Here is a 12,750-nt window from a genome sequence, read left to right on the forward strand (position 1 = left end):
GTGATTTGTCAGGGGCTGAACAGTCGTGCAGATACCCATGGCTGCCGGGGGCAAGCCCCCTGCCACATCTGGATCGCCATGGGTTTGAAAGAACTGCGTTAGAGCACCTTATCCAGGGTGATCGGAAACTCCCGCACCCGCTTGCCGGTGGCGTGATAAATCGCATTGGCCACTGCCGCCGCCACTCCGACAATGCCAATCTCGCCCACGCCCTTGGACCCGAGGGCGTTGACGATCTCGTCGTGCTCTTCGACAAACAGCACGTCAATCTCGCCAATATCGGCATTCACCGGGATGTGGTACTCCGCCAGGCTGTGGTTCATGCCGCGCCCCAGTTGATGGTCGACCTGGGTCTCTTCATGCAGGGCCATGCCGATGCCCCATACCACCCCGCCGAGGATCTGGCTGCGCGCCATCTTCGGATTGACCACACGCCCAGCGGCAATCGCGCTGACGACACGGCTGACCTTGATCGTGCCCAGGTCCTCATCCACACGCACTTCAACGAACACCGCTGAATGGGTGGCGGTAGCGTAGCCCTCACGTTTTTTATCCGGTTCGCTGTCGACCTGCACCTCCAATGCGTCTTCGCCGCTGTCCTTGACCAACTGCGCCAACGTCACACTCACGTCACCGGTGTGCAACTGGCCGTCTTCAAAGCGTACGGATTCGGCCTGCTTGAATACCGGGTAAGTCTGCCGGGCAATGCTCAGCAACTTGCTCGTCAACGCTTCGCAGGCCTGCTGCACGGCGGTGCCGACGGACGAGACGGTAAACGAGCCGCCCTGCAATGGCGCGGTGGGTAACGAAGAGTCGCCGAGCAGAAAACGCACATCCTCCACCGCCACACCGCTGGCCTGCGCCGCGATCTGGGTCATCACCGTGTAAGTCCCGGTGCCGATATCGGTGGTGGCACTGCTCACGGTCAGCTTGCCATCGGCGTCGATCCGCGCCTTGGCGCTGGCCTTCATCTGCATGGCTTCCCATACCCCGCCGGCCATGCCCCAGCCGATCAATTGACGGCCGTCGCGCATGCTGCGCGGTTCCGGGTTGCGCTCGCGCCAGCCGAAGCGCTCGGCGCCGTCGCGGTAGCACTCGCGCAGGGCTTTGCTCGACCAGGGTTTGTCTTCGTTCTGGTTGCGCTCGGCGTAGTTGATCAAGCGCAGTTGCACCGGGTCCATGCCTAAGGCGCAGGCGAGTTCGTCCATGGCGCACTCCAGGCCGATCACGCCGAGGGCAGCGCCCGGTGCGCGCATGTCCAAGGGGGTGAACACGTCCAGGGGCACCAATTGGTAGGTCAGTTGGACGTTGTCGCAGTGGTAGAGCATGCCGCTCCACTCCACCACATGCTCGCTGAAGTCCTCGAAGCGCGAGGTCTGGCCAATCGCGGTGTGCCCCAGGGCCAGCAGGCGACCGTTGGCCGCGGCGCCCATCTGCAAACGCTGCAAGGTGCGCGGGCGGTAACCGAAGGTGAACATCTGTTGCCGGGTCAGGGTGACACGTACCGAACGCTTGAGCGCCAGGGAGGCCATCACCGCCAACGGCAATTGGTATTGCGGGCGCAGGCCCGAGCCGAAAGCGCCGCCGACGAAGGCGGCAAAGATGCGCACCTGGCTTTTATCCAAGCAGAACACTTTTTGCACATAGGCTTGGCAGTTCTGCGGCCCCTGGGTCTTGTCATGGATATGCAGGGTGCCATCCGGCTGATACAGCACGGTACTGGCGTGGGGCTCCATGGGGTTGTGGTGTTCGATGGGAGTGCTGTAGTGCAGGTCGAGGCTGACGGCGGCGGCGCTCCATTGGGCCTGAAAGTTGCCGCGCGGCTCGGGCGGGGTCTGCGGCGAAGGATAAGCGTGTTCCTGCCGGGCCAGCAGGTCGGTGTCGAAGGGTTCGGTTTCGTACTCGATTTCGACCAGGGAACCGGCATGCCGCGCCAGTTCCAGGTTGTCGGCGATCACCAGGGCCAGGGGCTGGCCGCTGTAGAGCACGCGGTCGTTGTACAGCGGGCGAAACGGCGAGCCATCCGCCGCGTCGGCATCGGCGAAGGCGTCATCGTAGCTGGCGATTGTCGGCCGGTTGAGGTGATCGAGCACCCTGACCACGCCCGGCAGCGCCAGGGCTTTGGTCGCATCGATCTTGATGACGCGCCCTTTGGCGATGGTGCTGGAGACCACGCTGCCATGAAGCAGGCCGTCCTCGGGAAACTCACCGGCATATCGTGCCTGGCCGGTGACTTTGAGCAGACCGTCGACACGGTCCAGGGGTTTGCCGATAGCCGTCATGGGCGTTCTCCTGCGACAGCGGCATCACTCAGTGCGCGAATGATTGCGCGGCGCGCCAGTTTGATCTTGAAGCCGTTGTGTTGCAGCGGCTCGGCGTCTTGCAGCAAAGCGTCGGCAGCGTTGCTGAAGGTTTCGCGGCTGACCGCCTGGCCGATCAGCGCGGTTTCCACCGCGCGATCACGCCAGGGTTTATGGGCCACGCCGCCCAGGGCCAGGCGGGCGTCGACGATGCGATCGCCGTCCAGTTCCAAGGCCGCAGCGACGGAGACCAGGGCAAAGGCGTACGACGCGCGGTCGCGAATTTTCAGGTAGTGGCTGTGGCGTGCCAGGTGGTCGGCGGGCAACTCGATAGCGGTGATCAGTTCATCGTCGGCCAGCAGGTTGTCGCGCTGCGGCGTATCGCCGGGCAAGCGATGGAAGTCGGCAAACTCGATGACGCGCGCGCCGCCGCGCCCTTGCACATGCACCCGCGCCGCCAGGGCGGCGAGGGCCACGCACATGTCCGACGGATGGGTGGCCACGCATTGCTCGCTGGCACCGAGGATCGCATGGATGCGGTTCAACCCGGTGCGCGCCGGGCAACCGCTGCCAGGCAGTCGTTTATTGCAGGGCACGGCGGCGTCATAGAAGTAGTAGCAACGGGTGCGCTGCAACAGGTTGCCGCCGGTGCTGGCCATATTGCGCAATTGCGGCGAAGCACCGGCGAGGATGGCCTGGGACAGCAGCGGGTAGCGCTGCTCGATCAAGGGGTGCCAGGCCAGGTCGGCATTGCTGACCAGCGCACCGATCCGCACGCCACCCTCGGCCGTTTCTTCAACCGCGTGCAGCGGCAGCCCGGTGATATCGATCAGGTGCTCGGGCCGGCTGATGTTTTCTTTCATCAGGTCGAGCAGGTTGGTACCACCGGCAATAAAGCGCGACGCCGCGCTGCTCAGGTGCACCGCCTCATGCACATTGGCCGGCTTGCTGTAGTGGAAGGGATTCATCGCTGACCTCCCCGGGCACGGCAGGCCGGCAGTGCGTCTTCGATGGCTGCGCGGATGTTGGTATAGGCACCGCAACGGCACAGGTTGCCGCTCATCAGCTCCTGGATCTGCGCGCTGTCGTGGGCGCGGCCTTCATTGGCCAGGCCAACCGCGGAACAAATCTGGCCAGGGGTGCAGTAACCGCACTGGAAGGCATCGTGGGTGATAAAGGCTTGCTGCATCGGGTGCAGTTGCTCCCCGTCGGCCAGGCCCTCGATGGTGGTCAACTCGGCGCCGTCGCACATCACGGCCAGGGTCAGGCAGGCGTTGACGCGCTTGCCGTCGCGCAACACCGTGCAGGCGCCGCATTGGCCGTGGTCGCAGCCTTTTTTGCTGCCGACCAGGTCCAGTTGTTCGCGCAGCAGGTCCAGCAGCGTGGTCCAGGGCAACACGTCCAGTTGGCGAGCCTGGCCGTTCAGGGTCAAGCGTATCGAGTGGGCGACGAACGGTTGGGTCGCCGCGCCATTGGGGGTCGCGCTCATAAACACCTCACGGGTTGGTGGACATCCGCGGCGTTCAGGAAAGTCGCCGTCTCAGGGGTACGACTTCCCGGGGTTTTGAGCGTTCAAGCTGATTGATCAGCGGATATTGAGCTGTGTCTTCAGGGTGTTCTGCGGGCCGTTGATCGAGGAATTGCTGTATTCGAACCAGCCTTGGGCTTCGACATTCAGGTCAAATACATAGATGTAGCCCATCAGGGTGCCTGCCCCGTTGCAGGCTTGGCTGATGTTGCCGACCTGGCACACGGGCGTACGTTGCCCGTCCAGCTCGGCACCATTGAAGCGGCCCATGGGGTTGTGGCCCAGGCCGACTTCCATCACCGACACCTTGGTAGGCCCACGATGCGTGCACATCTGCGTACTTTGCGCGCGCTCCGGGATGGTTTCGCTGCAACCCGCCGACTCAACCTTGAACACGCGCACCTCGCTCAAGGGCGGTGCAGTCGCGCCCCACACCGGTGCCGCGCCCAACCACAGGCCGAGACAAGTGATCAGGGCTAGACTCCACGCGTTGGCTTTTTTCATGCTGTCGATGACCCGCTATTGAACGTCGCCGCAGTATGCCTCAAGGCCATGCGCCACACAGCCTCGGCTGCTGGTATGATGCGCCGCTTTTTCCGATCCTCTCTGGAACCACAAGCGCTTGGCGCAGTTTGTGCTTTGACTTAGAGGTCAACAAATAACGACGCAACATAGCGTCACAGGGAGCAGGCATGCTGGAAAAGCTGTTTCAACTCAAGGCACACAACACCAACGTGCGCACCGAGATTCTCGCGGGCATCACGACATTCCTGGCCATGGCCTACATCTTGTTCGTGAACCCGAGCATCCTCGGCGAGACCGGCATGGACAAGGGCGCCGTCTTCGTTGCGACCTGCCTGGCCGCCGCCATCGGTTCGACCGTCATGGGCCTGATCGCCAACTACCCGATCGCCCTGGCGCCGGGCATGGGCCTCAACGCCTTCTTCACCTACACCGTGGTCCTGCACATGGGCCATACCTGGCAAGTGGCGCTGGGTGCGGTGTTTATTTCGGCGGTGTTGTTCTTCCTGCTGTCGATCTTCCGCATCCGTGAATGGATCATCAACAGCATCCCCCTGCCCCTGCGCTCGGCGATTGCCGCCGGTATCGGCCTGTTCCTGGCGCTGATCGCCCTGCACAACGCCGGGATCGTGGTCAGCAACCCGGCCACCATGGTGGGCCTGGGCGACTTGAAACAACCGGCACCGATTCTCGCCACCCTCGGTTTCGTGCTGATCGTGGCCCTTGAAGCCCTGGCCGTGCGCGGCGCGGTGCTGATCGGCATCCTGGCGGTGACCGTCGTCTCCATCCTGTTGGGTGTCACGCCCTTTGGCGGCGTAACGTCGATGCCACCGTCCCTGGCCCCGACCTTCCTGCAGCTGGATATCAAGGGCGCGCTGGATATCGGCCTGGTCAGCGTGATCTTCGCCTTCCTGTTCGTCGACCTGTTCGACAACTCCGGCACCCTGATCGGCGTGGCCAAGCGCGCCGGCCTGATGGGCAAGGACGGCCACATGCCGAAAATGGGCCGTGCGCTGATCGCCGACAGCACCGCGGCGATGGCCGGTTCGCTGCTCGGCACCTCGACCACCACCAGCTACATCGAATCCGCCGCCGGCGTGAGTGCCGGTGGCCGTACCGGCTTGACCGCCATCGTGGTGGCAATCCTGTTCCTGCTGGCGCTGTTCTTCTCGCCACTGGCCGCCAGCGTTCCGGCCTTCGCCACCGCACCGGCGCTGCTGTTCGTCGCGGTGCTGATGACATCGGGCCTGGCGGAAATCGACTGGGAAGACATTACTGTTGCAGCGCCAGTGGTGATTACCGCCCTGGCGATGCCCTTCACTTACTCCATCGCCAACGGCATTGCCTTCGGTTTCATCGCCTGGACCGCCATCAAGCTGCTTTCGGGCCGCTACCGTGAGCTGAACCCGGCACTGGTGATTCTGTCGATTCTGTTTGTGATCAAGCTGGGCTGGTTCAACGCATGACTTTTGATGCCGCACGCTACACCGTTCAACTGCAAGACAAGGTCACGCGCTTGCGTGACCTGCTGGCACCGTTCGACGCCCCCGAGCCGCAGGTCTTCGACTCGCCGCTGCAGCACTTTCGCCTGCGCGCGGAGTTTCGCCTGTGGCGCGAGGGTGGCGAGCGCCACTATGCGATGTTCTCCCAGGATGACAAACGCACGCCGATCCTGATCGAAGAATTTCCCATCGCCAGCCAGCGCATCAACCAGCTGATGCCCCAGCTCAAGGCCGCCTGGCAAGCCAGCGCCGCCCTGAGCCACAAGCTGTTCCAGGTGGAATTCCTCACCACCCTGGCGGGCGACGCGATGATCACCCTGTGCTATCACCGCCCGCTGGACGAGCATTGGCACACGGCCGCGAACCAACTGGCTGCGGATCTGAACGTGAGCATCATCGGCCGCTCCAAGGGCAAGCGCGATGTGATCGGCCATGACTACGTGGTGGAAAAACTCGACGTCGGCGGCCGCACGTTCAGCTACCGCCAACCCGAAGGTGCGTTCACCCAGCCCAACGGCACGGTGAACCAGAAGATGCTCAATTGGGCGTACGAAGCCCTGGGCGATCGCGCCGATGATTTGCTGGAGCTGTATTGCGGCAACGGCAACTTCACCCTGCCGCTGGCTACCCGCGTGCGTAAAGTGCTGGCTACCGAGATCAGCAAGACCTCGGTGAATGCCGCGTTGAGCAACCTCGATGAAAACGCGGTGGATAACGTCACCCTGGTGCGCCTCTCCGCCGAAGAACTCACCGAAGCACTGAACGAAGTGCGCCCGTTCCGTCGCTTGCAGGGCATCGACCTGAAAAGCTACGAATTCGGCAGCGTCTTCGTCGACCCGCCCCGCGCCGGCATGGACCCGGACACCTGCGAACTGACCCGGCGCTTCGAGAACATCCTGTACATCTCCTGCAACCCGGAGACGCTGGCGGCGAACATTGCGCAACTGCATGACACGCACCGCATTACACAGTGCGCGATGTTTGATCAGTTTCCATGGACCCATCATATGGAGTCCGGGGTGTTGCTGACCCGGCGATAAATCTGCCAGACACCACAGATTCCCTGTAGGAGCTGGCTTGCCAGCGATGACCATGGGTATCTACACAACTGTGTAGCAACCAACGCTAACCAAGATGCGAAGCGAGCCGCTCTTGATCTTGCTTTAGATCTTGATCTCAGGCGCCCCGTTAAACCACGCTGGCCGCAATTCGACAGTGATTTGGGGGGTAAACCGGCAGGGATGCCGGTTTAGCCGCCCCGCGCCATGGATGGCGCGTGGCGGCGGCCCCCCAAATCACTGTCGGATTGCGGGCACACCGAGCCTGGGCGAGGTGCCGAGTGGTGGGGCAAGAGCCCTTTGCTTACTTTGGGGCTTTTCCAAAGTGAGCCGCCGTAAGGGCGGAACCCTAAGTGGCCGTTACCGCAGCAACGGATATGTACCCGGTCCAAACCAAAAAAATAGTCGGCCCAGAGGCCGCCATCGGGGGCAAGTCGAATCGTCGCACCGCCCGCTCCCACATTTAGGTCGCGATGCATCAGTTAGATAGTCGTCGGCTCCCGAGCCGTCACGGGAGCAAGCTCCCTCGCCACAGGTTCAGGGCCATGCCAAAGTTGTGTAGATACCCATGCAGCGAAGACGGTGCATCAGTCAGCACATGTGTTAACTGAACCACCACCCTCGCCGCTAAGCCGCCCCCTACGGGGGCCTGTGTATTGGCAAAGACCCTACTCATGCCGACGGCTGGAAATACCGCGCCAACGCGCGCAAATCCTGCTCGCTCAGCACCCCCGCGTAATACTTCAACTGAATCCTCGCCAGCAGATACGCATGCCGCGCATTCGCCAGGTCGCGGCGAGCGGTGAACAGTTGTTGCTCGGCGTCGAGCACGTCGAGGTTGACCCGCTCACCGCCGGCAACACTTTTTTTCGTCGCAGTAACCAGCGCAGTGGCAGAGCTGACCGCCATTTCATAAGCACGCACTTTGGCCGCGCCGCTGGTATTGAGGTTGAACTGCTTACGCAACTCCACCAGCGTGGCCGAGGTTTGCGCATCCAGTTCGTATTGGGCCTGGGACAGTTGATTGGCCGCCTGGCGCGTAGAGGCCGATACTCCGCCGCCAGCGAACAGCGGCAGGCTGACCTGGATGCCGACCGTGTTGGTGTCGTACTTCTGGTTGTAGCTGCTTTCCGAGTCGGAGTTGGTCTGGCGGCTGGTGGCGTACAGGCTGACCTTGGGCATGTGCCCGGCGCGCTTGCGCTCCACTTCATAGGACGCCACGTCCAAGGCATGGTGCTGGGACTGGAGCTCCGGGTTGTTGGCCATGGCCAGTTCGCGCCAGGTTTCGAAACGGTTGGGTTCCAGCGGCGGGATCTCGAATTGGCGCGTCAACGGCGCCAGTTCTTCGATCTGCAGCGGTTGGCCGACGATGGCTTCCAACTCACGCAGGGCGCTGTCCTGGGCATCCAGGGATTCGATTTCTTCGGCCTGGGCCAGGCTCAGGCGTGCCTGGGTTTCCAGCACATCGGTGCGCGTGCCTTCGCCACCTTTGAGCAGGCGATCATTGAGTTGCAGGCGCTCGGCGTACGCACGTTTCTGCGCACGGCTCAGCTCGATGCGCTCTTGGGCCAACAAGGCCTGGCTGTAGGCGTTGAGAACCCGCACCGCCAGTTCCTGGCTCTTGCCGCGAAAGCGTTCATCGGCCATCAAGGCCTGGGCAGTGCCCTGGCGAAAGCGCGCGTAGGCTTCATAATCCAGCAGCGGTTGTTGCAAGGTCAGGGTCGACGCATAACTGCGGTAGTCACGGTTGCTGGTGACATCACCCACCGTCACTTCGGACTCATTGCGCGAGTTGTTGTAACTCCACGACAAGTTCGGCAACAACGCCGCTCGGCCGATCAGGCGGTTTTCTTCACCGCCTTCACGCGCCTGAATGGCTGCCTGAAAGGTCGGATCATTGCGCAGGGCCAAGTCGTAGGCATCCAGCAAACCCAAGGCCTGGGCCGCCGAGGAACACGCGAAACACAGGGTAAACAACAGCGCCTTCATTCTTCCACCAGGGCCATGTGGGTGCGATCCATCAGGGGTTTGAACAGGTAGTTGAGCATTGAGCGCTCACCGGTCTTGACGAAGGTTTCCACCGGCATGCCTGGGCGGATCTGCACGCCGTCCAGTTGCTGCACGCCCGCCGCACTGACCTGGGCACGCAGCGTGTAATACGGCTCGTCGGTGCGCTCATCGACCTGGCGGTCCGCCGAGACCAGCGTCACCTCGCCGGCGACCCGTGGCGTGGTGGATTGGTTGAACGCCGAGAACATCAATTCCACCGGCAAGCCCGGGTGCACTTTGTCGACCATCTGCACCGGGACCCGCGCTTCAACCAGCAAGGGCTCGCCCTGAGGCACGATATCCATCAACGCCTGGCCGGGCTTGATGACGCCGCCTTCGGTGTACACGTCCAGCCCCACCACCACGCCCGACACCGGCGCTCGCACCAGGCTATTGGCCAGTTCGAACTCGGCCGAGGCCAGCCGATTGCGCAGGTCGTCGCTGCGGGTGCGGGTCTCTGCCAACTGGCCGCGCAGGTCTGTCTGGAAATCTTCGCCAAGCTGGCGGATGCGCAGGCGCAGTTCGAGAACCTGGCGCTGCAATTGGCCGATGCGGCCGTAGTCCTCGGCGATGGCGCCGTCGATCTGTGAATACAGGCGCTCGCTGTCGAGCAGGCGATTGCGCGGGATGTAACCGTCACGAGCCAACTCGCGCAGGCCTTGCAGTTGCTCATTCAACGCCGCGCGCTGCTGGACTTTGCTCGCTTGCGAATCCCGTGTGCCACGCAACTGCGCCTCGGCCCCGGCGATGGTTTCGCGCAGGCCTTGTTGCTCCGTGGCCAGTGCCTGGGCGCGACTCTTGAACAATTGCCGTTGCAGGTCCAGGGTGCCCGCCGCCTCAGGATCGTTGAGCAGTTCAGGACCGAAGTTGATCACCGCTAAACCTTCGCTTTCGGCGCTCAAGCGCGCCTCGCTGGCCAGGGACGCCAGGTACTGGCTGCGCAGGGACTGCATCTGCCCGCGCAACGGGGTTTCCTTCAAGCGCAGCAGCACCTGGCCGGCGTTGACCACATCACCGTCGCGCACCTCGATACGCTCGACGATGCCCCCGGCCGGGTTCTGCACGGTCTTGCGATGGCCCGAGACCATGACCTTGCCCGGCACCGCCACGCCCTTGTCCAGTGGCGCCAACGCTGCCCAGCCGAGGAACCCGGCAAAGCCACCGAGCACCAACAGCCAGCCCAGGCGCGAATACTTTTTGTCATCCAGCGCCAGCACATTGTTCGGCGCATCACTGATCAGCACGGGTTTGCTCTGGCTCATGCCTGCTTTCCTTCACCGAGGCGGTAACTCATGCTCATGGTCGATACCGGCTTGGCCGCAGCCGGTTTCTGCCGCGCTTCCAACACGCGCGCGGTTGGGCCGAAGGCCTGCAACTGGCCTTCCCTGAGGATCAGCAGTTGGTCAGTCAGGGTCAGCAGATTGGGCTTGTGGGTGATCAGGATCACCGTGCGGCGCTGTTGCTTGAGCTGGGTGATGGCCTGGAGCAGAGCCTGCTCGCCCACTTCATCGAGGTTGGCGTTGGGCTCATCCAGCACGATCAGCGCGGGCACGCCGTACAGCGCACGCGCCAGGGCGACACGCTGTTTCTGGCCGCCGGACAACCCGGCGCCGCCCTCCCCCAACTGCGTGTCGTAGCCCTGGGGCAGTTGCAGGATCAACTCATGGACGCCGGCCATTTGTGCGGCGGCGAGGACTTTGTCCGCGTCGACCTCGACAAACCGTGCGATGTTATCCGCGATGCTGCCGGCGAACAGTTGAATGTCTTGCGGCAGGTAGCCGATGTGTGGGCCCAATTGCTGTTTGTCCCACAGGGCCAGGTCGGCACCGTCCAGCCGCACCTTGCCGGCCAAGGGCGCCCAGGCACCTACCAGTATTCGAGCCAGGGTGGATTTGCCGCAGCCCGACGGCCCGATCACCCCCAGCACCTCACCCGCGGCCAGAGTAAACCCAAGGTTGGCCAGCGCCGGCCGACGGCTGCCGGGAGCACAGGCACTGATTTGCTCGACGCTCAGTTGGCCTTTGGGCACCGGCAGGCTCATCCTTTCGGGCCGCGCCGGGTTGGCCTCCAGCATCTGTGACAAGCGATCAAACGCCAGGCGCGCCGAGCCCCACTGTTTCCACACGCCGATCAACTGGTCGATCGGGCTGAGCACGCGGCCCATGAGGATCGAGCCGGCAATCATCATCCCCGGCGTGATATCGCCCTGCACCGCGAGTAACGCACCCAGGCCCAGCACCAGCGACTGCAACGCCAGGCGCACACCCTTGGACCAGGCGGTGACGGTCGCAGTCTTTTCACTCGCCAGGTTCTGCTGTGCCAGAAAGGCCTGGTGCTGGCCGAACCAACGCGCACGCAAGGTGGCGAGCATGCCCATGGCTTCGATGGCGTCGGCATTGCGCAGGTTGGCCGTGGCCTGCTGGCTGGCGCTGATGGACAGTTGGCTGGCCAGGGACATCGGGACCTGGCTGACGTGATGGTTGACCCACGCCAGCACGATCAGCAGCACTGCGCCAATCAGGGCCAGCAGCCCGAGCCAAGGGTGGAACAGGAAGATCACCAACCGGTACACCGGAAACCATGGCGCGTCGAAGAACGCGAACAACGCCTGCCCGGTGGCGAACTGGCGCAGGGTGGTCAGGTCATGCAGCGCCTGGCCGGCCGCCTGGATGCCGCCCTTGAGTTGCGCTTCGAACGCAGCGTCGTACACCCGCTGGTTCAGGCGCATGTCCATCTGCGTGCCGAGGCGGATCACCACCTGGCTGCGCACCCACTCCAATGCACCCATCAGGCCGAACAGGCCGAGGATCATCAGCGTCAGCATGAGCAGGGTCATCTGGTTGCCCGAGGCCAGCACCCGGTCGTACACCTGCAGCATGTATAGCGCCGGGGCCAGCATCAGCAGGTTGATCACCGCCGAGAACAGGCCGATGTTGAAGAAGCCACTTTTATAAGCCGTGAGGGCGGCCAGGGTTTCGTTGCCGGCGTGGCGCATCTGGGGATTCTCAAAGGGTTGAGCGGGCAGCGTCGTTGCGTTGACAGGCTGTACGACGCTGCGCAGAATTCGGCACCGCCGTCGCTGAAGAAGTAGAAGGCTTGGGCGACGGCGGTGTGTCACGCGGCGAATGGGAGAGCGATCTTCCATTCGCTTTTTTGCTTAGGCGGCCAGGGCGAAGTCCTGGGGCACGTCTTGCACGCCAACCAGCGCCACATCGGAGGCTGCGACCGAAGCCGAGTCCACATGCGCCACACCGGCAGCGGCCAGTTGGTCGAACGTCGAGTTGATCGACAGGCTTGGGTCAATGTCCTTGAGCAAGGAGTCGATCGCCGAAGCCAGCGCCGAGCTGTCGCCACTCATCAAGCCGTAGACGATTTTGTGCACCTGGCCGTCGCGGCCTTCGGACTGCAGGCTCGACAGGCCCAGGTTGGTGAAGCTGACTTCCTGGCTGGCAATGGTGTAGCCACCGCTGGCTGCGCCACCGGCAAGGGTATCGCCAAAGGTCAGTGCGTCGAGCGAACCCCAGAGCGTATGCGAAGGCGGATTGAACAAGGTGTAATGCAAGCTGCCCTCGGCCACTACCGCTGCATCGCTGACGGTGCTTGATACGCCATATTGAGTGCCGTCGAACGGCCCAGGATTGAAACCACCGGTGTTCACACCCTCTTTGACCGACCCTTCACGGTGGTTCAGGTCACCAAAGTAAGCCGACCAGTCGCTCAAGTACTGGGCAACGGTGTTCGTGGCGTAGCTCGTGCTGTATGAAATAGAAATGCTCATGCAAAACTCCAAG

Annotated in this window: 10 protein-coding genes; 2 read left to right on the forward strand and 8 right to left on the reverse strand. The window is 63.1% G+C overall.

The genetic code is table 11. The features are described from left to right. Nucleotides 1-98: 98 nt before the first annotated feature. From AB7933_RS29300 to AB7933_RS29315, 4 genes are all read right to left on the reverse strand, one after another. Nucleotides 99-2,282, reverse strand: a complete 2,184-nt coding sequence (locus AB7933_RS29300; protein WP_024077512.1) for a xanthine dehydrogenase family protein molybdopterin-binding subunit — start codon at nt 2,280-2,282, stop codon at nt 99-101. Further along, nucleotides 2,279-3,268: an FAD binding domain-containing protein gene (locus AB7933_RS29305; protein ID WP_024077513.1), complete on the reverse strand. Its 990-nt coding sequence runs from the start codon at nt 3,266-3,268 to the stop codon at nt 2,279-2,281. Before AB7933_RS29305 ends, AB7933_RS29300 begins: the two co-directional genes overlap by 4 nt. Beyond that, entirely contained in the window at nt 3,265-3,789 is a 525-nt protein-coding gene (locus AB7933_RS29310) for a (2Fe-2S)-binding protein (RefSeq protein WP_024077514.1), read from the reverse strand. The genes AB7933_RS29305 and AB7933_RS29310 overlap by 4 nt, the downstream gene beginning before the upstream one ends. A gap of 96 nt (nt 3,790-3,885) precedes the next feature. Then, nucleotides 3,886-4,332 carry a DUF4879 domain-containing protein gene (locus AB7933_RS29315; RefSeq protein ID WP_024077515.1) on the reverse strand — a complete coding sequence of 149 codons (447 nt, stop codon included), beginning with the start codon at nt 4,330-4,332 and terminating at the stop codon, nt 3,886-3,888. Between the two features lie 188 nt (nt 4,333-4,520). Here AB7933_RS29315 and AB7933_RS29320 point away from each other — a divergent pair, with 188 nt between their 5' ends. Beyond that, entirely contained in the window at nt 4,521-5,816 is a 1,296-nt protein-coding gene (locus tag AB7933_RS29320; protein WP_024077516.1) for an NCS2 family permease, read from the forward strand. Next, complete coding sequence (trmA, locus tag AB7933_RS29325; RefSeq protein WP_024077517.1) at nt 5,813-6,892, forward strand: tRNA (uridine(54)-C5)-methyltransferase TrmA; 1,080 nt, start codon at nt 5,813-5,815, stop codon at nt 6,890-6,892. The genes AB7933_RS29320 and trmA overlap by 4 nt, the downstream gene beginning before the upstream one ends. A 690-nt stretch (nt 6,893-7,582) precedes the next feature. On the opposite strand, the gene AB7933_RS29330 is transcribed toward trmA, so the two are convergent. The 4 genes from AB7933_RS29330 to AB7933_RS29345 all read right to left on the reverse strand — a co-directional run bounded on the left by AB7933_RS29330 (nt 7,583) and on the right by AB7933_RS29345 (nt 12,737). Further along, on the reverse strand, nt 7,583-8,899 hold the full coding sequence (locus AB7933_RS29330) for a TolC family outer membrane protein (RefSeq protein ID WP_024077518.1): 1,317 nt from the start codon (nt 8,897-8,899) through the stop codon (nt 7,583-7,585). Continuing rightward, nucleotides 8,896-10,221: an HlyD family type I secretion periplasmic adaptor subunit gene (locus AB7933_RS29335; RefSeq protein WP_024077519.1), complete on the reverse strand. Its 1,326-nt coding sequence runs from the start codon at nt 10,219-10,221 to the stop codon at nt 8,896-8,898. Before AB7933_RS29335 ends, AB7933_RS29330 begins: the two co-directional genes overlap by 4 nt. Then, nucleotides 10,218-11,954, reverse strand: coding sequence for a type I secretion system permease/ATPase (locus tag AB7933_RS29340; RefSeq protein ID WP_024077520.1), 1,737 nt, complete (start codon nt 11,952-11,954; stop codon nt 10,218-10,220). Before AB7933_RS29340 ends, AB7933_RS29335 begins: the two co-directional genes overlap by 4 nt. Nucleotides 11,955-12,116: 162 nt before the next feature. Continuing rightward, complete coding sequence (locus tag AB7933_RS29345; protein WP_024077521.1) at nt 12,117-12,737, reverse strand: heme acquisition protein HasA; 621 nt, start codon at nt 12,735-12,737, stop codon at nt 12,117-12,119. Between the last annotated feature and the right edge of the window lie 13 nt (nt 12,738-12,750).

Source organism: Pseudomonas gorinensis (assembly GCF_042015035.1).
Lineage (GTDB): Bacteria > Pseudomonadota > Gammaproteobacteria > Pseudomonadales > Pseudomonadaceae > Aquipseudomonas > Aquipseudomonas gorinensis.